Annotated in this window: 29 protein-coding genes; 11 read left to right on the top strand and 18 right to left on the bottom strand. The window is 37.0% G+C overall.

Features of this window, described 5'->3' with window-relative positions:
- Nucleotides 1–435: 435 nt before the first annotated feature.
- From DRF60_RS05040 to DRF60_RS05020, 5 genes are all read right to left on the bottom strand, one after another.
- Nucleotides 436–1,026 (bottom strand): NAD(P)H-dependent oxidoreductase, encoded by a 591-nt coding sequence (locus DRF60_RS05040; RefSeq protein ID WP_116011013.1) that lies wholly within the window; start codon nucleotides 1,024–1,026, stop codon nucleotides 436–438.
- A gap of 75 nt (nucleotides 1,027–1,101) precedes the next feature.
- Nucleotides 1,102–1,923, bottom strand: a complete 822-nt coding sequence (locus DRF60_RS05035) for an AraC family transcriptional regulator (protein ID WP_116011012.1) — start codon at nucleotides 1,921–1,923, stop codon at nucleotides 1,102–1,104.
- Nucleotides 1,924–1,934: 11 nt separating this feature from the next.
- Nucleotides 1,935–2,399 carry a GNAT family N-acetyltransferase gene (locus DRF60_RS05030; RefSeq protein ID WP_116011011.1) on the bottom strand — a complete coding sequence of 155 codons (465 nt, stop codon included), beginning with the start codon at nucleotides 2,397–2,399 and terminating at the stop codon, nucleotides 1,935–1,937.
- On the bottom strand, nucleotides 2,396–2,662 hold the full coding sequence (locus DRF60_RS05025) for a hypothetical protein (protein ID WP_116011010.1): 267 nt from the start codon (nucleotides 2,660–2,662) through the stop codon (nucleotides 2,396–2,398). Before DRF60_RS05025 ends, DRF60_RS05030 begins: the two co-directional genes overlap by 4 nt.
- 66 nt (nucleotides 2,663–2,728) lie before the next feature.
- Complete coding sequence (locus DRF60_RS05020; protein WP_238640038.1) at nucleotides 2,729–3,367, bottom strand: hypothetical protein; 639 nt, start codon at nucleotides 3,365–3,367, stop codon at nucleotides 2,729–2,731.
- Nucleotides 3,368–3,650: 283 nt separating this feature from the next.
- Between DRF60_RS05020 and DRF60_RS05015 the strand changes: the two genes are divergently transcribed.
- Both DRF60_RS05015 and DRF60_RS05010 read left to right on the top strand, forming a co-directional pair.
- A complete protein-coding gene (locus tag DRF60_RS05015; protein ID WP_116011009.1) occupies nucleotides 3,651–4,211 on the top strand; it encodes a TetR/AcrR family transcriptional regulator in 561 nt (186 codons plus the stop codon).
- Nucleotides 4,212–4,249: 38 nt separating this feature from the next.
- Nucleotides 4,250–5,650 carry an MFS transporter gene (locus DRF60_RS05010; RefSeq protein WP_116011008.1) on the top strand — a complete coding sequence of 467 codons (1,401 nt, stop codon included), beginning with the start codon at nucleotides 4,250–4,252 and terminating at the stop codon, nucleotides 5,648–5,650.
- An 83-nt stretch (nucleotides 5,651–5,733) separates the two neighbouring features.
- Here the strand turns inward: DRF60_RS05010 and DRF60_RS05005 are convergent, their stop codons facing one another.
- The 7 genes from DRF60_RS05005 to DRF60_RS04985 all read right to left on the bottom strand — a co-directional run bounded on the left by DRF60_RS05005 (nucleotide 5,734) and on the right by DRF60_RS04985 (nucleotide 10,112).
- Entirely contained in the window at nucleotides 5,734–6,807 is a 1,074-nt protein-coding gene (locus DRF60_RS05005) for a serine hydrolase domain-containing protein (RefSeq protein ID WP_116011007.1), read from the bottom strand.
- A 118-nt stretch (nucleotides 6,808–6,925) separates the two neighbouring features.
- The gene (locus DRF60_RS05000; RefSeq protein ID WP_202974447.1) at nucleotides 6,926–7,126 is read right to left on the bottom strand and encodes a YqaE/Pmp3 family membrane protein; all 201 of its coding nucleotides are present in this window, start codon (nucleotides 7,124–7,126) and stop codon (nucleotides 6,926–6,928) included.
- 164 nt (nucleotides 7,127–7,290) lie between these two features.
- Nucleotides 7,291–7,473, bottom strand: a complete 183-nt coding sequence (locus DRF60_RS04995) for a hypothetical protein (protein WP_116011005.1) — start codon at nucleotides 7,471–7,473, stop codon at nucleotides 7,291–7,293.
- Between the two features lie 68 nt (nucleotides 7,474–7,541).
- A complete protein-coding gene (locus tag DRF60_RS21075) occupies nucleotides 7,542–7,688 on the bottom strand; it encodes a hypothetical protein (protein WP_157967929.1) in 147 nt (48 codons plus the stop codon).
- 25 nt (nucleotides 7,689–7,713) lie between these two features.
- Nucleotides 7,714–8,124, bottom strand: a complete 411-nt coding sequence (locus DRF60_RS04990) for a hypothetical protein (protein WP_116011004.1) — start codon at nucleotides 8,122–8,124, stop codon at nucleotides 7,714–7,716.
- Nucleotides 8,102–8,272: a hypothetical protein gene (locus DRF60_RS21070; protein WP_157967928.1), complete on the bottom strand. Its 171-nt coding sequence runs from the start codon at nucleotides 8,270–8,272 to the stop codon at nucleotides 8,102–8,104. Before DRF60_RS21070 ends, DRF60_RS04990 begins: the two co-directional genes overlap by 23 nt.
- A gap of 250 nt (nucleotides 8,273–8,522) precedes the next feature.
- On the bottom strand, nucleotides 8,523–10,112 hold the full coding sequence (locus DRF60_RS04985) for an AraC family transcriptional regulator (RefSeq protein WP_167443705.1): 1,590 nt from the start codon (nucleotides 10,110–10,112) through the stop codon (nucleotides 8,523–8,525).
- Between the two features lie 274 nt (nucleotides 10,113–10,386).
- Here DRF60_RS04985 and DRF60_RS04980 point away from each other — a divergent pair, with 274 nt between their 5' ends.
- From DRF60_RS04980 to DRF60_RS04960, 6 genes are all read left to right on the top strand, one after another.
- Nucleotides 10,387–10,608 (top strand): hypothetical protein, encoded by a 222-nt coding sequence (locus DRF60_RS04980; protein ID WP_116011002.1) that lies wholly within the window; start codon nucleotides 10,387–10,389, stop codon nucleotides 10,606–10,608.
- 434 nt (nucleotides 10,609–11,042) lie between these two features.
- On the top strand, nucleotides 11,043–12,416 hold the full coding sequence (locus DRF60_RS04975; protein WP_123902634.1) for an autotransporter outer membrane beta-barrel domain-containing protein: 1,374 nt from the start codon (nucleotides 11,043–11,045) through the stop codon (nucleotides 12,414–12,416).
- A 266-nt stretch (nucleotides 12,417–12,682) separates the two neighbouring features.
- Nucleotides 12,683–14,266, top strand: a complete 1,584-nt coding sequence (locus tag DRF60_RS04970) for a hypothetical protein (RefSeq protein WP_116011000.1) — start codon at nucleotides 12,683–12,685, stop codon at nucleotides 14,264–14,266.
- Nucleotides 14,267–14,417: 151 nt separating this feature from the next.
- On the top strand, nucleotides 14,418–14,558 hold the full coding sequence (locus tag DRF60_RS21065; protein ID WP_157967926.1) for a hypothetical protein: 141 nt from the start codon (nucleotides 14,418–14,420) through the stop codon (nucleotides 14,556–14,558).
- A 53-nt stretch (nucleotides 14,559–14,611) separates the two neighbouring features.
- On the top strand, nucleotides 14,612–14,902 hold the full coding sequence (locus tag DRF60_RS04965; RefSeq protein ID WP_116010999.1) for a hypothetical protein: 291 nt from the start codon (nucleotides 14,612–14,614) through the stop codon (nucleotides 14,900–14,902).
- 273 nt (nucleotides 14,903–15,175) lie between these two features.
- Nucleotides 15,176–15,511 (top strand): helix-turn-helix domain-containing protein, encoded by a 336-nt coding sequence (locus DRF60_RS04960; RefSeq protein ID WP_116010998.1) that lies wholly within the window; start codon nucleotides 15,176–15,178, stop codon nucleotides 15,509–15,511.
- 253 nt (nucleotides 15,512–15,764) lie between these two features.
- Here DRF60_RS04960 and DRF60_RS04955 read toward each other — a convergent pair whose 3' ends face one another.
- On the bottom strand, nucleotides 15,765–16,442 hold the full coding sequence (locus tag DRF60_RS04955) for an NAD(P)H-dependent oxidoreductase (protein WP_116010997.1): 678 nt from the start codon (nucleotides 16,440–16,442) through the stop codon (nucleotides 15,765–15,767).
- Between the two features lie 100 nt (nucleotides 16,443–16,542).
- Between DRF60_RS04955 and DRF60_RS04950 the strand changes: the two genes are divergently transcribed.
- Complete coding sequence (locus tag DRF60_RS04950) at nucleotides 16,543–16,932, top strand: winged helix-turn-helix transcriptional regulator (RefSeq protein ID WP_116010996.1); 390 nt, start codon at nucleotides 16,543–16,545, stop codon at nucleotides 16,930–16,932.
- A 51-nt stretch (nucleotides 16,933–16,983) separates the two neighbouring features.
- Here DRF60_RS04950 and DRF60_RS04945 read toward each other — a convergent pair whose 3' ends face one another.
- Nucleotides 16,984–17,808 carry an alpha/beta hydrolase gene (locus DRF60_RS04945; protein ID WP_202974446.1) on the bottom strand — a complete coding sequence of 275 codons (825 nt, stop codon included), beginning with the start codon at nucleotides 17,806–17,808 and terminating at the stop codon, nucleotides 16,984–16,986.
- Nucleotides 17,809–17,891: 83 nt separating this feature from the next.
- Between DRF60_RS04945 and DRF60_RS04940 the strand changes: the two genes are divergently transcribed.
- Nucleotides 17,892–18,356 carry a winged helix-turn-helix transcriptional regulator gene (locus DRF60_RS04940; protein ID WP_238640034.1) on the top strand — a complete coding sequence of 155 codons (465 nt, stop codon included), beginning with the start codon at nucleotides 17,892–17,894 and terminating at the stop codon, nucleotides 18,354–18,356.
- A gap of 3 nt (nucleotides 18,357–18,359) precedes the next feature.
- Here the strand turns inward: DRF60_RS04940 and DRF60_RS04935 are convergent, their stop codons facing one another.
- The 4 genes from DRF60_RS04935 to DRF60_RS04920 form a co-directional block, all read right to left on the bottom strand.
- Complete coding sequence (locus DRF60_RS04935) at nucleotides 18,360–18,644, bottom strand: hypothetical protein (RefSeq protein WP_238640027.1); 285 nt, start codon at nucleotides 18,642–18,644, stop codon at nucleotides 18,360–18,362.
- A 129-nt stretch (nucleotides 18,645–18,773) separates the two neighbouring features.
- Entirely contained in the window at nucleotides 18,774–19,238 is a 465-nt protein-coding gene (locus tag DRF60_RS04930; RefSeq protein WP_116010995.1) for a DUF5063 domain-containing protein, read from the bottom strand.
- 246 nt (nucleotides 19,239–19,484) lie between these two features.
- Nucleotides 19,485–20,216 (bottom strand): class I SAM-dependent methyltransferase, encoded by a 732-nt coding sequence (locus tag DRF60_RS04925; protein WP_116010994.1) that lies wholly within the window; start codon nucleotides 20,214–20,216, stop codon nucleotides 19,485–19,487.
- Between the two features lie 49 nt (nucleotides 20,217–20,265).
- Complete coding sequence (locus tag DRF60_RS04920) at nucleotides 20,266–22,302, bottom strand: M3 family metallopeptidase (RefSeq protein WP_116010993.1); 2,037 nt, start codon at nucleotides 22,300–22,302, stop codon at nucleotides 20,266–20,268.
- Between the two features lie 248 nt (nucleotides 22,303–22,550).
- Here DRF60_RS04920 and DRF60_RS04915 point away from each other — a divergent pair, with 248 nt between their 5' ends.
- The gene (locus DRF60_RS04915) at nucleotides 22,551–23,081 is read left to right on the top strand and encodes an SRPBCC family protein (protein ID WP_116010992.1); all 531 of its coding nucleotides are present in this window, start codon (nucleotides 22,551–22,553) and stop codon (nucleotides 23,079–23,081) included.
- The last annotated feature ends 81 nt before the right edge of the window (nucleotides 23,082–23,162 follow it).

Genomic DNA, 23,162 nt, shown 5'->3' with positions numbered 1-23,162 from the left:
CTGCTGTAAAGTTCCATATCAGTTTAAGCTATTTATCAAAAAACTTACTGTTCTTAACAGTTTATCAATCTTAATGGTCTAAAATAAAGGTTTCAAAACAATTTTATTTATCGCTTCTGAAGCCAATTCTATGCCATAAATCCCACATAAGCAAAATAAAGAATTATTATAAATAATGCGTATTTAATGATTTATTATTTCATGAGTTCTTTTGTCTTGAAACAAAATGAACCAAAAATTCAAGGCTGGAATCTTTCGCTAAAAATTAAAATTTGATCCTAAAATCCCCAAAACTCGTGCGGATTTGCTGTAACCGTTTCAGTTGGATATGCTGCCCGCACTCAGATAGTGGGAATTTTTTAACGGATCAAATTTTAATTTTTTTAACGCTCTAGCTTCCGAGGCCGGTGAGCGAGAAAGGTAATCCGTAGAAATTTAAAGGTTAAAAATCGACTGTGAATATGTACTTCGGATCTGCATTTTCCATATTTCCACTTTTTCAGGAGAAGCTTTATCTGCTTTGTCAAAAAAGAAGTGTTGGATGATTTCAAAACCGCTGTACAGGAAAATTCCATTATCCGAGGTAAGAGAAAGAGCTTTATCCATTCCCATCTTCTCATACTCTTCATGGGATTTTCCGTGGGTATTGATGATCACTGCTTTTTTGCCCTTCAAAAGCCCTTTCTGTACGCCCCGGTCATAGCGGTAAGCGAAACCATAACTGAAAACACGGTCGATGTAGCCTTTCATAATAGCCGGCATTCCGGTCCACCAGATCGGATAAATAAAGGTAATCTGCTCTGCCCATGAAATATAATCCTGCTCCGTCTTTATATCATCCGAAACTTTTCCCGCCATCTGGCCCTGCATATCTTCCAACGAGAAGACAGGATCAAATCCTATTGTGTTCAGATCTCTTATTTCTATCTCGTGATTGCCTCTCTCCAGATTTTCAATAACAGTTTGAAGCAGATGGTTGTTCAGGCTTTTTTCATTGGGATGGGCATAAATGATTAAATGTCTCATTGTTTTTAGTATTTAAATTATGAGACAAATGTAGAACAGCAAAAACAGCAAAAATTGTAAGAAAACGAAATAGAGTTATTCTGAACCGGAGCGGCAGATATCTTTCTGAAATTTTAAATATTGGGATGGAGAAATATTAATAAAGTGTTTAAAATCGTGGATAAGCTGGCTCTGATCGAAATAACCGCATTCATCAATGATACTGAACCATTCAATCTTTTTGTTGCTTTCCAGTTCTTTTTCAATGATCATAATTGCTTTCAGAAAACGAGTGTAACGTGCCAGTTCTTTGGAAGAGTATCCGAACTGTTCTTTCTGTTTAAGCTGAATATTTCTTTCACTCTGACGGGTCTGTTCCGCAATGGTTTTGATGGGGTTCAGTCCATGGTCTGCGAAATTGCTTAAAAGCCTGATTATTTCATCCTGATCCTGAAGGTAAGGCTTGCAGAAGTGTAGAATATAATTGACTTTTTCTTCCGGAGAAGGTAAAACGGAGATCTGATGCCAGAGTTCCGTAAAACAATTGTCCTGCAAAAGCTTACCAGGATGTATTCCCTGGCTGGAAATCACAGCTTGTCCAAAGAACCGGTAAAAAGCATTATCCTTAAAATTGGCAACAAGAATTGAAGTTCCTGCCGGCAATGTATATTCAATGGGTTGGCGTACTGGCCCTAAAACAATACACTGATTAACTTCAACAGTGGTTTGCTCCTGGGTTGTCATAAAAGCATTTTCTCCAAAGCAGAACAGCATAATCGTTTGGTAGGAGGGGAGCAGAGTTTTTGTAACAGGATGTGAAGAATTGTTTTTAGCGTAGTAAAAATGCGTGAATACGTTTTCGAATTCTTTTGGAACTGATATTTTTAGCTGATGATATTCGGGGTGTAATTGGTGCATACTGCAGTTCTTTAATTCAGTTCTTTTTCCATTTTATAGTTGATAAGTCCAATTCCTTTTACCTGGACGGTTTGCTCTTGGACTACTTTGAAATCCATCTTTTCAAAGAAGAATCTAGCCGTTTTGCTTACATTAGCAGTAAGTGTCTTCTCCTTTCGGATTATAGCTTCCTGTTCTATAAAAGTATACATTTTCCGGGCAACTCCCCGTTGCTGAAAATCCTTGTGAACGAAAAACAGATCAATATAATTTCCGTGATCTAAAGTACAGAATCCTGCCATCTGTCCATTAATTTTCGCTATGATCACCAACTGACTGTTCATTACCTGGAGCCATCTTTCCTCATTTTCCGCTCCGGATTTCCAGGCATTGATCTGATCGCCATTGTAGTCATTTTTACAGATAAAAGTAATGGTATCTGTAAAAAGTTTACGCATCTCCGTCAGATCGTTGATATTACCTTTTCTGATCATCATGATTCGAGTATGTATTTTTGTTCATAAAGGTTCTGCTGTTCTTCGGTAAGCAATGGAACAGGTCCATCTGGATCAACGTAATGATTGACTGCTTCATCTTTATTGAGTTTAAAAGCAAGGCTGTTATGGATGATCCAGTTGTCAGCTATAATAAATATTTGAGTAGTGAGGCTTTTCAGGATAAAATCAGGAACATTATTTCTAAAAATATTATTTTTCTGGAAGCCTTTAAAGATCACCTGGAATTCTTCTTTTCTGCTCATATTGATAGATTCATAAAATTATTCAGACATTTATAGCTCAATGACTATACTGAATACAAAACGGAGCTATAAGGTGTGAAGCTGAATAATTGATCCCTTGTAAAATTTGGTAAGGTCGTAAAGTTCTCCGAAATAGCGCTGCAGAGCAGGATCGTAATTCTGATGAGATCCGTTCTTCTGAAACTGATCCTCTGCCAGAGCATAGAGTGAAGGATAATCAGCTTTTAAATAATGTGAAAGAACCGTACAGTTCCCTTTCTCTTTTAAAGAAATATCTGTGTAAAACAATCCATAAACAAGGAATTGATTGAAATTCTGGGAATCTACCATGAAATTCAGATTCTGTTTGGAATACTTTTCATACCCTGAAAGCATTTCCTGAAACGTTTTTACATTTTCTTCTTTCGGGATTTCATAAAAAAGGTCAAGTCCATGAATAAAAAGCTGGGTTTTGACTTCTTCCGGGTCAGTCGGATAGGCACTGCTGAACCATGTGAAAATACTTGAAAGCTCATCTTTAGAAAGATTTTCTACAGAATTTTTTACCTTATTTTTGATGATCTCAAGACTTACTTTGGCATCATCCTGAAGAAAGTTTATGATATTTTCTTCCTCACGGCAAAGTTTATTGTACAAATTGATTTTGGCAATATTGGGATTGGTTTTGATAAAATAAAGTTCTTCTGCCATTGCTGTATACCACATAGTTTTTTTTGTAAAGCGGCAACTAAAGATACAAAATATGTAGGGACTAAAACTAAAAATGTTATGCAGAGAATTATTTATAATATAATGTTTTTTTATGAAAAAGCTATTCTGTTTTATTAAGGTCTGCTATAACATATCCATATTTTCAGTGTTTTTTGATAAAAATTTCAACTATTGCTTTTATTTTTATTCTGGTTCTAAAATTATATCTCTTTTGCAGTTATGCAAATTAAAATAGATAGACTTATCTATTTTTATATATATTTGTAAAAATTTTCAGATGAAAAAGGAAAAAGTACGGGAAAGAATTATCAGAGTAGCCTCAGATCTTTTTTACAGGCAAGGTTTCAATTCAACTGGAATCAACCAGATTATTGCTGAAGCTGATATTGCAATAGGTTCATTGTACAACCACTTCTCATCCAAGAATGATCTTCTTCAGGCTTATCTTGTCAAAGAAGAATTCGAATGGTTCAAGAGTTTTGAAGAGCATTCTGCAAAAGTTTCCGGACCAAGAGAAAAGATATTTTCATTGGTTGATTACCGTAAAAAAATGCAGTTATCATCAAAATTCGCAGGCTGCCATTTCATCAAAATTGTTGCGGAGGTAGGAGACAGCAACCCGACAGTTTCGGGCTTTGTAAGACAGCACAAACTGAAACAGAAAGAAATGATCAGAAAACTGGTCGATGATTATGCAGAAAATGAAAATATTGATGAAGATCTGGTTACAGAAAATATTTTCCTGCTGATAGAAGGAGCTGTAGTAACATCTATGATCAATAAAAATTCAGATTCTTTTGATCAAATTCAAAAAATGATTGAGGCTCAGATGCCTTAATCATTTACTTATTTATAAATAGATATATCTATATAAAAATGAATGTTAAATATTTGAAACTGATAGTTATATTGTCCGGTCAATTGCTTACGATTATGGATATTTTTATCATTAATGTGTCCATTCCGTCAATCCAGCGAGATCTTCATGCTTCCAACGGAGAAATGCAGCTGATGATTGCGTCTTATCTAATTGGTTTTGCTTCATTTCTGATCACTGGAGGAAGACTTGGGGATTTGTATGGGAGGAAAAAAATTTTTATGATGGGTTTGCTGTTTTTTATGATGAGCTCTATTGTTTGCGGGATTTCATCTGGTGCAGTACTTCTTGTCATCTCCCGTTTTATTCAGGGAATCAGTGCAGCATTCATGTCTCCACAGGTCTTGTCGATGATACAGGTCCTGTTTGTTGGACATGAAGAAAGAACAAAAGCAATGAGCTGGTATGGAATTACGATTGGTGCGGGAACCGTTCTGGGGCAGTTTTTAGGCGGCTATTTTTCGTCAGTAACTGTGATGCAGGAATCCTGGAGACTTATTTTTCTCATCAATATTCCTGTATGTATTCTTGCTATATTTTTCAGTCAAAAAATATTAAATGAATCTAAAACTTCAACTGAAAAAAACACATTCGATTTTTTTGGTGTGATGTTATTGGCTGCAGGGCTTTTTTGTTTTACGTACGCGCTTACCATGTCTGAACATCAGGGAGTACAGGTTAAAAGTATAATAATGACGCTGATTTCAATACTCATTTTAATTTTTTTTCAAAAAAACCAAAGAATGAGGTTAAAAAAAGGGAGATCTTATCTGATTGATTTCAATTTATTTAGCTATAAAAATTTCAATCTGGGTATTTTGGCAGTTTCTTTTTTCTTTATAATGCTGGATTCTTATTTTTATATTCTCTCGTTGTTTTTTCAGGATGGGCTGCATATCGGGTCAATGGATGCAGGTGAAATTATTGTTTTCCAGGGATTGGGTTTTATCCTGGCTTCTCTGTTTTCGACAAAGCTTATTCTACGGTATGGCAAAACATTCTTAGTTACTGGGTTGGGCTTAATTATAGCTGTTCTTCTTCTGCAGATTTTTTTATTTGATACAGAAACTTCTTTTTTTATGCTCTGTCTGTTATTGTTTTTTCATGGTTTAGGTGTTGGGTCTATTATTCCTTCATTGGCCAATATTGCCCTGTCAGAACTTCCGCAAACACTTGCCGGAAATGCTTCGGGAGTTTATAACACTTTTCAGCAGACGGCTGCGATAATCGGAATTATTGTGATAGGAAGCATCTTTTACTATTTCCTGGGAACGAAACCTTCAGAACAGCAGTATCGTAATGCTTTTTCCACCGCTTTGGCTGTTAATATTATCTGTCTTTTTGCCGTTCTAATTTCAATAGTAAAGGTTCCGGAGTATATATTTCCTAAAAGAAGATAGTCTGAAAAGTATATGATCTATATGTTCAGAATTTTTGAATTCAAATAATTCTTAAGAAATGAATAATGATTTTTAAAGACAAATTATTCTTTAACAGTCTTTAAAACTGTATTAGCAATATTTCTGGTGATCTCTGTAGGAGAATGGCAGTCGCAGTTACTGAATCCTATAACGTAAATATCTTTACCGGGAATATACACTCCCATACTTTTGAAACCGAAAATACTTCCGCCGTGTTCCCTGTCCGGAATTCCATTAATCTCCTTCAGGTGCCATCCATAGCCGTAAGTGAATTCTTCTCCGTTGTTCAATGTGTATTTTTGGAACGCCTTTTTAGTTTCTGTTTGGTTAAGAAGTGTATTTTGGGTCAAAGCCAGTTGCCATTTCAGCATATCATCTACCGTTGACATTAAAGATCCGGATGAAAAAGGGACACTGAAGCTGATCATGGTCTTGTTGACAAATCCGTGTTCTTTCTGGTGGTAACCGTACGCCCTGTTGGGAATAAGCTGGCGGTCGTTGGCGTAGTAAGAATGTGTCATACCTGCCTTTTCAAAGATATTTTTTTTAATGAAATCTTCATAAGTCTGTCCTGAGACAAGCTCAATAATATATCCTAACACCACATATCCCGAATTATTGTATTCAAATTTTTCTCCGGGAGCAAAATCAGCAGCTTCATTTTTGAAAAAACCTACCATCATTTCAGGCTTCATTTCTTTTTGTGCGATAGTGGATAAAGCTTTCATTTTTGTAAAATCCTTGATTCCCGAAGTATGCGTCAACAGGTGGTGGATCGTAATTTTGTCACCGGAAGGGTAGTCCTTAATATATTTTGAAACAGGGTCACTCACATTTAGTTTTCCCTGCTGCTCCAGCATCAGAATAGCGACCGATGTAAATTGTTTAGTCATGGAACCGATCTGGAAAACATTTTCAGGAGTCATATTGACATTCAGTTCCAGATTAGCCTTTCCAAAAGCTTTACGGTAAATGGTTTTTCCTTTATGGGAAACTATAAATACACCTCCGGGCCCATTGGGATCATTAAATTCAGCAGCGATTAAGCTGTCTGTTTCTTTTTCAATGGTTTGTGCATTGGTACTGCAAAAAAGCAACAATAATAAAAGGGCTGTGAAAAGTTTTCTAGGGATCATGATTATTATTTTGTTATACAAAGATATATAATAATATCATTACTATGTTATGCTTTATAGTTGTTCAGTAAAAAAACGGTAAATACCGACGTTTTATTTTATGTAGAGTGTTACAACACTATCTTTGACTTCGTTTGATCGTGCGAATCAGTTTTTCATTACGTTGGTCTGCTCTTGCATTGTTTAAGGATAAAGCAGCCCAGATGGCAGCAGGAAGCCAGCCAATGACAGTGATTTGCAAAATTAAACAGATGATTCCGGTAAGAATTTTCCCCCGGACCATGAAAGACAGAAAAGGAAGTAAGATGGCTAATAACATGATTTTAAGTTTTGATGATATTTTTTCATTGGTTTTCCTGATTTCATTCTGTGGCTACGGCCTCTTCGTAATTTTCCGGTTCATTTTCCAATGGAACAGGGGATGGAATTATTTCCTTTTTTCTTGTAGACTTTGCCCGGTAAGGATGTTTTTTGATGCTGGCTTCAATGGCCTTTGTAATCTGTTTTCAGCACCGGCAGCAGTTCCGAAAGTTTCGAGCATGGAGTATACCCGAACATACTTCTTTTCAGAGAACCTTTTTTCAACAGTTCAATAATGATTTCCGCGACATCTTCCGGGCGTCTGCGTTGGTCTAATATTTCATAAAGCTGTTCAACTATTGTCATGTTACATTCAAAAGTATTGAAAAATACTGATTTTTCATAATTTATTCATGATGATTTTTCTTTTTCATCTATTTTCTTTTTTCACCAGTTGCCCTGTTTACCGGCACTAAAAAAATAGCTGCGGTAAGTCCCAGAATGATCAGCAGTAATGCCGCCATACCAGTTACCATATCATAAAATAACGATTCCTGAAAATAAAATAAGTCTGTGGACAAAAATAATTTACTTTTTTCAGGTTGATCAGGATCGCTGAAAATGATATAATACCTTTTTCTTTATTTTCTCTGAAACTGATTTTGAAAACTCATCGACCAGTTCGTGGCTCTTCTTTCCGTTCCAGAAGGGATAGTATTGGTATAGGGCTTCGGATGCTGAATTTTTATATAGTTTTCCGTCAGACGGATATTCATAGCAGACATCTACGTAGGAATTTCTTTTCTGCTTATACCCGATATTCCATAGAGCTGTGGGTTTTATTATTTGTGCACTGACAGGTTTCCAGGCCAGGTGGGAAAGCTTAAATTCCTGAATTTTCAAAAACGGGGAAAGTGATAAGAGGGTAATTAAAGATAAATAAGCCACACCATTCGTGATAAGAAAATTCCCGGCTACTTTTTTAAAATCAATTCTAAGGTTTGGAAAGCTCTTCAACTTGATAACAACCACCAGGAATAAAACATGAAAAAAAATATCTGACCGGATTTTCTATGAAGACAAGGAACAGTATTCCTCCTCCCATAACAATAAATCCTAAAACACTGAAAAAGGGATCTGCTATTTTTTTGATTTTTCCGGTCATAGAGATTGGTTTTAATCGGGAGGATTTACTTTTGGGCCCTCTTCCATTTCAGTTAGTGATGCGGATAATGTCAAAAGTAAAAAATCCGTTAGATAATTTCAATTCCGGGAATAATTATTCATAGGCAATGATCTGCTTTCTGAGTTCATCAGGCTGTCTCAAAAAGTAAAAATGACACTATGATAATCCTATAAACAGGAGTCTGGTAGAATTATACTTCATTTTTATTTTGAATGTAATCAGACTGTGGCTAGGTAAAGTCATTTGTTTTTTCTTTTCCCAGCAAACTGATATATGATGATGGCGAAACGCCCGTGACATCTTTAAACACCTTGGAAAAAGCATTGGCTGATGAGAAGCCCGTTTCTTCTGCCAGATAGCTCAGCTTATATTTCCTGTATTCCGGGGCGTTCTCTATTTTATCTACAATGTAATTGATACGGAGTGTATTGATATAATTGCTGAAATTATCGGCTTTGTGATTTTTGATAACCATAGAAAGATATTTGGTGTTGGTATTGAGTTGAGACGCAATTTTCCCAAGTGCAATTCCTTTTTCGTTGTAGCCGTGTTCTTTTTCAAACTTTTCCAGACCTTGTAACAGTCTGATTTCGGTTTCTTCATTCAGGGCATCATTTTTTTGTACTTTTTCGGGGGTTGCTTTGATTTCAGGATTATTTTCTGTTAAATGGTTTCCGGCAGAATATTTCTCGTCTGAAATTCTGTTATTCCGAAATGCATCAAAAGCCGCTTTTTCTCTTCTGTACTTTATTCTCTGGATACCCAATATGATGAGCAATGAGATGATGACAATACCAAGTCCCACAGCAACTTTGTAGAAATTGGAGATCACTGTTTTTTTCTCCTTATTTTCATTTTTCAACAATTCGGTGGCAGTTCCAAGTCTTGATTTCTGTTGGCGGTTTTCCAGTTCCAGATAAGCAGATTTATATTCTTTCAGTTTATTGGGGTCTCCTTTTAGCTCATACAGCTTTATAAAGTGAGAGTACAGTTCCTTTTCTTCGTTGATGAATTCTTTTCCGGAGAAATTCTTCTCAGATTTTTTGAGGTTAGCTTCTGCAGAATCAGGTTGTTTTTTATCCAGAAAAAGCATTCCCTTTTGCAGATAAGCGTTGCCGGACATATAGGCATTCTTTCCTTTATTAATTGCCAGCACCTTATCCAACGCTGCAATGGCAGAGTCGTACTGTTTCAGTTCAGAGTAGCACATTCCCACATTTCCGTATCCCAGGACACTGGACTTTTCACGCAGTTCTTCATTATCTATCGTCAGATAAGAGGCAAGAGCCAATTTCGCATATTTCAGGTAGATCTGGCTGCTGTCTTTGCTTGTTTCTTTGGTGTACAGGCGGTAGCTGTAGAGATTTCCCAGATGATGCTTCTCGGCATCATTCTTAGGTTTTTTAATGAGGTCGATGCCTTTTTGTATATATTCTTTGGCATCATCATCCATCCCCATTCTGCCATATTGCTGCCCGATTACGCCATACATCACCGCAGCTTCTGCCGGATAATCGTGCTGCTCTGCTAGTTCCACCGCTGCCTTTGCATATTTCAGTGCATTTTGACCATCGCCTATAGTGGCATAGCGGTAAGCAAATACTTCATAAGCACGGATGCTCACGAGATGAAGCCCTTTCTTTTCGGCTTCGTTTATCAGAGTCAATAATTTTTTCTGTGCAGCTTCCGGATGGGTTTTCAGCTCCTCCTGATATTGTCCTATTTTTATCTGATAAGATTTGGGAATCTCAGCGATCTGTGCAAAAGACAGAGAACAGATAAGCAGAAATGCAAAAGAAAGAAGTATTTGTGTTTTCATAGTACCACAAATATATAACATTAATCAAATTTTCAAATCACAATAATCGGTGTTTATAATCAATTAATAATACTTTTTCAAATTTTAAAGCATTGATTTTAAAGAAAATACCTGCTGCCTTATCTCAAAAACACATCTACATAATTCCGAATTATGTAGGTGTATTACGGGATTCTGTACCCATAGTAATTGCAGTAGTGGTCCATTTGTACCAATTTTCGAGGAAATTTACAAAGCTCATCAATCTAAGGTGCTTCATTGCAAGTTCAAACGTATGACGAAGAGTACATTACAGTATTTGGCAGGAAAGAGTAAGGAAGAAATTTTGGCAGTAATGGGTCAGGATTTTAATTACTACCCTGCAGAGGTTTGGACGTACATCCTCCACACCACTTGGCTGGGCAGGAAAACGGTATTATATCTTTTTTTTGAAGATAAAACCGTGAAAGAGATCGTCGTCAGAAAATATTATGGAAAGGTTAAAAACGAGCTTTAGAAGCAGGAAAAATGCATCCACATAATTCCGAATTATGTACGCTAATAAGTTGTCTGTATTCAGTAAGTTGTTTCTCTTTGTTTTCTGAAATAATGAATATCGGATTTTGTGTTTCGGGAATGGGGTTCTGAAATACGGCATTGATGTTTGAAGACCCCATTTTTTACATTCCGAACTCCACCAACGGGGTTGTACAACCTGAAAAATGGCGTTGCAGACCCCAGGTTCCACGTCCTGAACCCCAACAATGAGGTTGTATAACCCCGGCAATGGCGTTGCAGACCTCAAGTTTGGCGTTCCGAACCTATAGAATGACGTTGTATGACCAGGATGACGGACTTCGGAACGAGAAAAATGGCGTTAGCAGCAGATAATAATAAAAACAATAATAAAAAAAACAGAAAGAAATGAAGAAAATTTTTACAAGTGTTGCTGTGATTGGAGCAACTATGGCAGCAGCCCAGGTGGGTATCAATACGGAAACCCCGAAAGCGACTTTGGATGTTACCGCAAAAACAACAGATGCCACAACAGCGGAAGGTATCATTGCCCCAAGATTGACAGGAGATCAGATCAAAGGAAAAGATGCACAGTATATCGCAGCACAAACAGGAAGCATCGTCTATGCAACCAGTGCAAGCTCCGATGCAGGAGTAGCAGCCACCAAAACCATCAATATAGATAGGGCAGGCTACTATTATTTTGATGGTACTGTATGGCAAAACGTTAATGGCAACGACTGGAAAATCACAGGAAACAATAATATTAACGCAGACATCCATTTCTTAGGTACAACAAATGATGTAGACCTTGTTTTTAGAAGAAATGACATCCAAGCAGGATGGGTATCTCCAGCCGGAGTACAAAATACTGCTTTTGGTACATTAGCTTTACCAAGAGCTACAGTAACAACGGGTAATTTTAATGGTGCTATTGGTTATGCTGCATTAGGGAAATTAACAACAGGACAAAGAAACCAGGCAATGGGTAATTACACATTAGGTGAATTAACAACAGGACTTAGCAACGTTGGTATTGGTAATGGTGCTGGTCGTACGATAACTACAGCGAGTCATAATACAGCTATAGGTGAACGTGCTTTAGAAGGCGGCTCATCTGCAGCTCTACAAAATGGAAATACCGCCATTGGTAAAGAAGCACTAAGGTATTCTTCAGGAAGCAATAATGTTGCCTTAGGATATTTTGCTGCAAGAGGTACTGATAATAACACACTGATAACCGGATCTAATAACATTGCCATTGGAGCTAATCAAACCTTAGCAAATTTCGGTACTTCTAACCAGCTAAATATTGGCGGTGCTATTTTTGGTACGGGCTTAACTGGTTCTGTTACCGCTCCAGCGGGTAATATTGGTATAGGTACAGCCGCACCGGCGAATCCTTTACATATAGTTGGACCTGGTGGCGTTTCTGCTGTCAGAATCCAAAATAATCCTACTACTGCCAGATATCTTGAGATGGGTGCAAGTGATAATAATGTTTATATAGATTTTAAGAATGGTACTAACTTCAGTTCAAATTTAGCTTATGATGTAGCGAACGACAGATTATTGATTAATTCTCATAATTCAGGTCACGCAGCTCAAGTTGCAATTAACTCCAACGGAGGAAATTTAGGAATAGGAACTAATGTACCCAACAGTAAAGTACAGGTAAAAGGTGGCGATGTATATGTGGAGGATATTGGAAGTGGCATTATTTTACGCTCGCCAAATGGTCAATGCCGTAGAGTAACCGTTTCTAATTTGGGTGCCATGGTTGTGTCTGCCGCAATTGCTTGCCCATAATATTTGAAGCTCAAATAAAATTTTTACTAGAATAGATTATTAAGATATAAGATTGTCCGTTTTTGGGCATTTCAACAATAACGAAACCAAAAACGGACATTCAAAAAACATCATAACAAGAACTTGTCATCCACAACAAAAGTTATGCATCTGTCATCCAGAGCGAAGAGCAACGCAGCGAAGGATCTCAAAGTGTTCCTCGAATTTTCGGTTTCGTGGCAAACACAAGAAAAAACAAATAGAACAATAGATAAAAACATTTTAAAATGAAAAAAAACATTATTCTTTTAGGCGCTTTAGTAGTAAGTTCATTGGCTTACTCTCAGGTGGGTATTAACAACGAAACTCCGAAAGCAACTTTAGACGTTTCTGCAAAAACACCTAGCACAGCAGCAGAAGGAATTATCGCTCCCAGACTATCGGGTGACGATATTAAAGGAAAAGATGGACAGTATCTTGCAGATCAAAAAGGAGCTATTGTATATGCAACATCAGCTGTTGGTACACCTTCTGTCAAAACAGCAAATATCACAGCAGAAGGTTACTATTATTTTGATGGTACCATCTGGCAAAAATTTAGTGCTGCAAACACAGAACCTTGGTACGATGCAGCTACCAATACACAGGCTACATCTAACACACAGAATATTTATCAAATGGGGAATGTTGGAATAGGGACTTCTGATTTAGGATTGTCAAAACTTGAAGTAAGAGATACCATTGCAGCTACGGTAACTGTGCCTGTAGGTACTGCGTATTCAGGAACAAATTCACTATTATATCTTAATAATTCTGAACCAACAGTTGCTCAATCATATAGAGCAGCACAATTAAATCTCAACATAGTCCCTGGCAATACTTCCAATTATCAAAACTACCTATTTGGAACTCGTACGGGTGTAAACCATCAAGGTTCAGGGCATATGACACATATATCTGGTATAAATAATGTAAATATTCTTGGGACTTCATCTGGTACAGCAGGTATATTCTATGGAACAAATAACGAAATGCAAATTTTTTCTGGACAAGCAGATAACATTGCAGTTATGTATTCTAAGTTAAATATAAGACCAACATCGACTATTAAACAACCTCTTGGATATGGATCTCATTTAAATCTTGATTCGAAAGGCGCAGGAATTGCTGATTACTTTGGTTATTCAGCCTCTGTTGTATCTGGCTCCATAGTAGATAAGTTTTATGGATATTATGTACATCCGTCTGCTGAAACCTTAACAAATACATCAGCAACATCAGAAAAATGGGCATTCTACAATGATGCCGCTATCCCAAGTTACTTCAAAGGATATGTGGGAATAGGTACAACAACGCCGGGAAGACCTTTGGAGATAGAACGAACAACTACCGGGGGGCCAAATTCAGGAATTATGTTAACTGAATATGTTGGTACGGTAGGTAACAAAGGAGCTCAAATTAATCTTAGAAGTTCAAGAGGATCAAAAGGCGGTGAGCAACCTTTACAGAATGGAGATGTGATCGCATCTTACCTTTTTGATTATTATTCGCCAACTGGCTTTACAAACGGTGATGGCTCAAAAATTATGTCCAATTATCTAGGAGACGGTACAAACCGTAGAAATGACCTTCGATTTTTCACCACAGCAAGTACAACAGCCGCGGAGAAAATGAGACTTGATCCGGATGGTAATTTAGGTATCAATACAGGTGCGCCATCTGCCAAGTTGCACGTAGTAAAAGGACCATCAGACCTTACGCCAGCTATCATAGAAAGTTTACCGGTATTTAACGACAATACAGCTGCAGCATCTTTACCAGTAGGAGGTTTGTACAGAAAAAGTACAGGAGAGTTGATGGTGAGATATTAAAAATACATAAAATTATATCTGAAGTTTAATAATTAGTTATAGAATGTGGGATTCAATCCAAGATTATGTCCAATTATGTTGGTAACTGCACAAACCGTAGAAATGACCTTCGTTTTTTACCACAGGTGCTTCAAACACATCTCTTGAGAAAATGAGACTTGATCCGGATGGTAACTTGGGTATCGGTACCGGTTCAAATACAATAACAAACAGGTTACAGGTAGTAGGTGCAGATGCCGCATCAGGGATTGCCGCAGCGAGTTTCAAAAATGGTTCTGTGCCGGTAGTGTAGAAATAGACGCAAGTAGCAACAATGTTTATTTTGATTTTAAAACCGGTAACACTTTGTGGTCAAATGTAGCTTTTGTGGCAGAAGACAATACGTTAGTGATCAACAATAATGACAACGCTGCAGCTGAAGTAGTTGTGAACACTGGCAATCAAAAAGGGTATTCTAGAGTTACAAAAGCCAATCCAAAGGCGTCTTTACATGTTATCAAAGCGAAGGCGGCAGATCTTACTCCTGTTATTATAGAAGGTTTGCCAAGTTTTGGATCAGAAGCACTTGGTCTTAGTTCAACATTGCCAAGCGGTGGTTTGTTTAAAGTGGATAATGCATTGTATGTAAAACCGTAAAAAATATAAAAATCATATCTGAACTTAATTAATCAAGTGGTCACAGAATGCAGGATTAGTCCCGCACTTAATTCATCTTACTTACTAAGCACAAACACCTGTAAGGTTTTCCCGGGCAGGTGTTTTGAAAAATATCCGATATGAATAATTATTTTACAGGTCACTTTGGATGGCTTGCCACAGAGTTTGTTCCCTCGGGTAGAGTGGCCTGTCGGGAAACTTGCCTTAACTGACAATTTATTTAAAAATGCATCTAACAAGTAATATAAAAAAATGAGAATCATTGATACACAAACAAAGCCGGATTATAAACGTATTTATCAGGATATTCTGGACTGTAAATATCCTCATAAAAAAGAAGAATGCCGGACATTGCTGGAAAAAAAAGAACTCTCCTTACTGGATATTATCCAACTAAATGATAAGATTTTTGGAACAAAAAATATGGAGACCGAGGCATTCAATCAACAGCACCGTTCTTATGACCGCAAAACGATTTTTGAAATACTGGATTATCAGAAAAAAAATAAACTGAACAACAGCCAGTTGGCGTGCCATTTCAAACTGAGCAGGAATACGGTCGCAAAATGGAAGAAAATGTTTTTTTGATAGAAAGTGAATGTATTCCCTAAAAAATTAAAAGTTTAAATAAGCTTATCTTGTATTGGAAAAATTCATACTTTCTGATTTTCACACTGGAAACCCCGTAAATTTTTGTTTTTCTCTACCTTTTTTAATAACCTTGTTTCAGGGTTCCACCCGTAAGTGGCACTTGTCCCAAGACTAAACTGAATAGAAGGATAATGAAAAAGATCATGCAGTAGTTTTTGTCATTTTATAACATACAGCAAATACAAATGTACTACTTCAATCCGGTTTGTTCTGTAGTCCTTTGTGAGATTTCCTCCTCAATATTGATTAATCTTTTTGACCAGTTACCTAATACAATTTCTCTTTCCGCTTCGGAAAGCCGTTCGACGGAATAAACTACTTCCGGCTCTACAACTGAAAAGCCAAGAAACTCAAGAATCCCGCGATGTATTGGAAATAGAATAGATTGTATATCGCCGTATTTGGCATCAACATAATTTTTTTCGGGTCCGCCGGTTGTCAGGGAAAGCATTGCTTTTTTCCCAACAGAAAATCCATTACCGAAAATTTTTCCGTTATCATAAAATTTTCCCATTGTAAACACTTTGTCGATCCAGCCTTTTAAGATGGCAGGGACCGAAAACCAATATAAGGGAAACTGCCAGATCATCATGTCACACCATTCAACCTTTTCCTGTTCAGATATAATATCTGGCATAAATGTAGACTGCTGTAAGGCAAATACCTCTTCGTCCTGTTGCTTGAAATAATCTGTATTTTTTAACCGGGTGAAATTTCCTTTTCCACTTACAGGCTGATAATTTTCTTGATATAAGTCGGTTGTTTTGACTTCGTGGCCTTCTTTTTCCAAAATGCTGATCGCAGTGTTGAACATAGCTGCATTGAAACTTTTTTCTTCAGGATGAGCAAGAATAATAAGTATTTTCATTTTTTCTAAATTTGTACTATAATTAATTGAGTTACAAAATTATTTTTAGTACACTGAATATGCAATAACTATCTAAACAGATAGGCTAAATAAAATTAAAATGAAAACAGAATGCATTGGGGATCACGTGAAATTGAAAGGGAAAATATATCCTTGTACAGTAAGCCTTACCATGGATTTGGTAGGTGGAAAGTGGAAAGCAGTTATACTTTACCATTTGAAAGACGAATCTAAAAGATATAGCGAACTTCGTAAAGAGTTGGCAACAGTTACCGAAATGACGTTGAGCTTACAGTTAAAACAATTGGAAAAAGACGGTTTAGTATTAAGGAAAGTTTTTGGTAAAAAACCGCCTATTAAGGTAATGTACAGCTTAACAGATCTTGGGAAAACCTTTATCCCTGTTTTAGAGGCAATTACAGAATGGGGCAACCAGATTGTTATGAAAAATGGTGAATTTATAAACGTCTCGGAGAAAGAACCTGATTAACTTTTACTTTTAATCTGTTGATTTAAGTAGTTTTCAGCCGCTTTTGGTTCTCTATCTTATCAAATGCTGCTGGAAATACACAAAATGATGCTCGATAGACCTTCTCCAGTATTCTGTATTATGATCGCCCGGCTGGCTGATGAAAGTTACCGGAATGTTCAGACTTTGAGTCTGTTGTTTCAGGCTGATGGAATTTGAATATAAAATATCTTCTGTTCCGCAGTCAAAGATAAATGCTTTCTTAAAGCCAGGATGCTGTTTCAAAAGGGTTGATATACTGAACTGATTCCAATTTGTGGTTTTCGGATTGCCCAATTTTGTTATTAGGTCATCCGGCATCCTGTTGTTCTGCCAGAATTGCTGACTTACTTTCTGAAAATTAGGATAATCAATTTCCAGGGCTCCGCTTGTGGAACCTGCTGTATTAAAATAATCAGGATGTGAAATGAAGTACCGCAAAGCTCCATAGCCACCCATGCTCAAACCGCTGATGAAAATATTCTTGCCATCAATATTAAAAGAATGATGCACTTTCGGAACTAATTCTTTGAAGAAAAAATCCTCATACTGCGAACCTTTGTTGATCGGGCTGTTGATGTAATAGGAGGTAAAACCGTCTGGGGTAACAATAATAAAACCATAATGATCAGCCATTTTTTGTAAATCTGTAGTTTGTGACCATTGTTTATAGTTTTCGCTGTAACCGTGTAAAAGATAAACCAAAGGAAGTTTTTCTGTTTTGTGATGTGCTTTTGGCTTAAAAACAAGGACAGTATCAGATTGTGCCAAATGCTCAGATTTTATAATCCATTTTTCCTGAGCTTTTGATGAAATTGCTGTCAATAATCCAACCATCATACTTATTGCTTTATTCATATTTCGTATTTTTATTGCAAAATTCGGCTGGCAATTTATGGTGTGCAATAACGAACAAAATTGTGAGCGTTAAAACGACAGCTATGCGTAAAGAAAATTCTACCAATGCAATCAATGAACAGTTTTTGTTTCAGATTTGTGAATTAAACTCAGCAATTGCAATAATTGGCGGCCGTTGGAAGTCACAAATTGTGTATTCCATTTCACAGGGGAACAACCGGTTCCATTTGCTGAAAAAGGAATTGCCTAATATTTCTGAGCAGGTTTTAGGGCGCCAGCTTAAAGAATTGGAAACGCATGCAGTTATTGTCAAAAAAGAAATCCCTGAGACCATTCCTGTTGGGATTCAATATGTTTTGACCAATAAAGGCTTGGATTTAATTCCTATTTTGGAAAGTCTCTGCGACTGGGGGAAACGTATGCTGAGGGTAAAGAGATCTCGGTTTGCCCGACGGCTTAGTTTATGGACAGTGCTACTGTTGAATTTAATGCAATATCCTGCCAAGCTTGCTTTGCCAATTTCTTTCCCATATATTTCAGCTAGGTAAACCTTATCTCTGATATTGAGGATATAGACAGAAATTACGGTTGTGTTCGCACTGAGACCAAGTTGATAAAATTTCCCTGGTTTTTCCACCGGCATAGTGTATGGTGTGGCGTCCAGACCCAATATTGGGATTGGAAACCGTTTTGCTTTCACTGTTTTTACCATTCAGAAACCCAGATTTACATTCCGGTATTATTTCGAAAATGATGCGATGCAGCTCCTGTATATCGCTGTATTTTGGTTCAGGCTGGCTGGTTATATATTCTGTGATTTGTTCTTGTGTGTTCATATGAAATTCTGGGTTGTCAAAGACTTGAAATGATGGAAAAAGTAGTGGTGGCCTTGTTAATAGCTGTTTTTTCTCTCATTATGTAAACTGGAACGTAAAATATTGTTTCTTACAACGTCTATGATAAGTTCAAATAGTTTTCTTATTTTTTTGTTTCATATAGTTTAAAAGATCAAGGATGTGCTGTTGCGTATGTCCGTGAAAAATAAGTTGGAAATACCAAAGTCCGTCTGCCCAGCTATTGTTTTCAATTCGCCATTTGATTTGTAAAAGGTCTGTGATTATGTCGCTCAAGTCTTCAATTGCATCACCGATTCCGTTGTCCTGTTGATTGTTAATGTCATTGATGTCAAGGATTGTTTTATAAAAACCAAAATCTTTAAAATTAATTGCAACATTTTGCCTAATATCTGGAAGTTGTGATTTGTCAAAGTCTGGATAGCTTGCATCGTCAAATCTGTATTCTATGTCAAAATAAAGCTTGTAAATTTTCACAAGCTGTTGTTCCAGCAATTTTTCTTTGTCATTTACCCTCAAGTTGGGCTGAAGTCCATACTTGATAATTTCGTTTATTGTAGGAATTAGCTCTGTCATTGCGTTGTTTCTAATATTGTGGGATTTGCATCATGGAAATTTATCTAGGTCTGATTAAATGTAGATCTCTTTCTATTCTCGGTCGGTTGTATAGCTTAAAGATGTACTATAACGGGTTAGGGGGCATTATTCGGTAAGATTAAAATAGACAATCCGGCCAATTTACACATTTCCGTAAAAGTAAAAAAGCCACTTTACACTAAATGTAAAGTGGCCTTTTCTTGTTTAGAAATTAAAAAACTGAATTTACTTTTTTACAGAAATCAACAGCATCATAGGACGCCGTAATTCCACTTTCATTTCTGGGAATTCCTTCAGCATTTCTGAAGTAGGCTGCGGCTCAATCACTTCTTTAATCTTGAAACCCTGCTTTAAAAGACTGCTGAGATAGTTTGTTAAAGTTCTGTGGTATTTCACAACATTTTCACCAAGAAACGTTGTATTTCTTTTTCCTTCCAGGAAATAATTGTCTACAGGCCAGTTCTGCTTCTCCCCTTGGGATCCGTAGGCCCAGTCCTGACTGCCTTCTGCTGTAAAAACTGGATGCTCTACAGAGAAAACAAAATGACCTTCAGGCTTAAGCCATTTATATATGCTGGCTGCTATTGTCTCAAATGATTCTATATAATGAAATGTCAAAGAACTTAAGACAAGATCAAACTGTTCAGCAGGGTAATCAACATCTTCAAGTGCCTTTCTTACATATGCAATGCCGTTCAGTTGATTGATTTCTCTGGCTTTTTCAAGCATCTTTTCCGAAAGATCAATTCCAGTAACAGATTTCGCGCCCTGTTCTATTGCATATCGGCAGTGCCAGCCAAAGCCACAACCCAGATCAAGAATATCTTTTGAGGTGAAATCAGGTAACATTTTTTGAAAAGTATGCCATTCTCCTGCGCCTTCCAGTCCTTTCTGAGAGCGGAGCATTTTTTCGTATTCCTCGAAAAAGGAAGGGGTGTCATATTTATTTTCTTTCATTGCAACTTGAAAATTTTATTAAGTACTTGTTGGATGAATTCATTCTGTTTTACCCAAACGCCCTCTTCAGCAAACTCTCCACCTTTGGCTCGCTTCCCCTGAAACTCTTATACAATTCCATCGGATCTTTTGTGCCGCCCGAAGAAAGAAGCACTTTGTATTTGGCAGCTGTTTCGGGATTGAAAATTCCGGTTTCCTTAAAGTACTGAAATGCATCTGCATCCAGAACCTCTGCCCATTTATAAGAATAATAGCCGGCAGAGTATCCGCCCTGGAAGATATGAGAAAAACTAGGACTCATAGCCGTTTCAGGATTGACAGGATAAAGCGAAGTGGCTTTTGTGTATTTATCTTCGAATTCTTTCACACTTACACTTTCCAATTCTTTAATTTTCGTATGGTAATTCATGTCCAGAAGTCCGAAGCCAAGCTGTCTCATAGTTTGGTAACCCTCCATGAAATTTTTAGACTGTTCAATCTTTTCGATCTTTTCATCCGGAAGAACTTCGCCGGTTTTATAATGTTTGGCAAAAGTTTTTAAAAATTCAGGCTCATAGCAGAAATTTTCCAGAAACTGAGATGGAAGCTCTACGAAATCCCATTTCACAGAAGTTCCGGAAAGGCTTGGATATTGTGTATCCGCCATCATCCCGTGAAGCGCATGTCCGAACTCGTGGAATAAAGTCGTCACTTCCTGGAATGTCAGTAAGCTTGGGGTATCTTTCGTAGGCTTGCTGAAATTGCAGACAATAGAAATGTGTGGTCGGGAATTTTCGACGCCTTTTTTATACTGATTCTTATAGCTTGTCATCCATGCTCCGGCTCTTTTGCCTTTTCTTGGAAAATAATCCACATAAAGTAATGCTTTGAAATCTTTTGATGGATTCACATTTCTAATTTCAGAAACTTCATATACTTTCACATCTTCATGGTACTTTGGAATATCATTTCTTTCCTCAAAACTGAGTCCGAAAAGTTTTCCAGCCAGGCCAAAAACAGCTTCCTGTACCTGGTTCAATGGGAAATACGGCTTCAGCTCTTCATCATTAAAATCGTATTTCTGCTTTCGCAGTTTTTCTGCGTAGAAAGTATGATCATATCCCTGTAATTGATCTATTCCGTCAGCTTTGGCCAAAGATTTCAGCTCTTCGATCTCTTTATCTGCATAAGGTTTTGCTTTCGTTAAAAGTTCATTTAAAAAATCAAAAACTTTTGCAGGAGATTTTGCCATTCTTTCCTCGAGAACATAATCTGCATAATTCTTATAGCCTAATAATTCGGCTTTCTGCTGTTTTAGCTGCAGGAGCTCTTTGATGAGCTCCTGGTTGTCGAATTCTCCGCCGTCAAAAGATTTTTTACCGCTGGCCAGAGCAATTTCCTTTCTCAGCTCACGGTTTTCAGCATAGGTCATAAACGGAATATAGCTTGGATACTGTAATGTAACTACCCAGCCTTCCAGCTCTCTTTCTTTCGCTTCCTCAGCATATTGCTCAAGGACAGCTTCCGGAATTCCTGCAAGATCTTCTTTGTTGGTAATATGTTTAAAGTAGGAATTGGTAGATGCTAAGACATTCTGCCCGAACTGAAGTGACTTCAAAGACAGATCCATATTGATCTTCTGCAGCTTTTCTTTATCCTCCTCATTCAGCAGGGCGCCACTTCTTACAAAACCTTTATACGTTTCGTTCAACAGCATTTCCTGTTCCTCATTCAGATTATATTTTTCTTTTTCGTCGTATACTTTTTTGATCTTACTGAAAAGAGCTTCGTTTTGAGAGATTTTTGAAGAATATTCAGTCAGAAGCGGAGAAACTTCCTGAGCGATCTTTTGAATTTCGTCGCTTGTTTCTGCTGAATTTAAATTGAAAAAAATATTCGAGACCACATCCAGTTGCTCACCTGAATAAGCCAATGCTTCAATGACATTTTCAAAAGTTGGTGTCTCAGGATTGCTGACAATAGCATTGATTTCATCTTCGGATTTTTTGATCAGTTCCCTGAAAGCTGGAAGAAAATCTTCATTTTTAAGGCCGTTAAATGGTGCCGCGTCATATGGTGTATTGAATTTTTCTGTTAAAATATTCATTTTTCGATTTTTTATATGAAGGTAAATTTAATGATTTATTGAATCAGAGCTGAAATCCACAAAAATAATGCCCGGATATCAAGATGTGACAAAAAAACTTTATCTTTAATAATCTTGTCATATGAAAAGAGGCGGCGAGGGTGGAATGACTAATTTTGAAAACAGGGAATTATACACTTTAGACACGATTAAATTAAGTCTGCTAAGTGTTTAAAAGTTAAACAAATAAACTCAAAATAATCAAAACTATGAAAACACTCTTAAAAATTCTTGGCGTAATCATTCTTTTGGCCGTAGTGTATGCAGTTATTGCAATACTGGCTTTCGATAAAAATTATCACTTTGAACAATCAGTCGTTATTAATGCGCAGAAAGAAAAAGTCTGGCAGCATGTTGGCTCATTAAAAGAATACAATGTCTGGGATCCTTTTTCCAAAGCGGACAAGGATATTGTGATCACCTATTCCGGAGCCGGAGACAAAGTGGGGGATTCCTACCACTGGAAAGGGAATGATAAAGTAGGAGAGGGCGAGCAGTCCATCACAGAAATTGTACCCAATGAAAAATTAATTACAAAGCTTCATTTTATCAAACCTTTTGAAAGTGACGCTAAAACTGCTTTTGTGTTAACTCCTGAAGGAAACGGAACCAAAGTAACCTGGGCAATTGATTATGAACTGACTACCATGATGAAGATCATGAAACCTATGATGGATATGAATATGAAAAAGATGTTTGACCAAGGGTTGGGAAATCTTAAAAAGATTGCTGAAAAATAAAGATATAAGCCTTGTAGAAATGCAAGGCTTTTTTGCTGCCTTTTTTTGGATTACACATTTTATTATCCGGGCTCAGGTTAT

It is taken from the genome of Chryseobacterium elymi (assembly GCF_003385495.1).
GTDB classification, from domain to species: Bacteria; Bacteroidota; Bacteroidia; order Flavobacteriales; family Weeksellaceae; genus Chryseobacterium; species Chryseobacterium elymi.
This window is presented reverse-complemented; position numbering and strand designations above follow the sequence as displayed.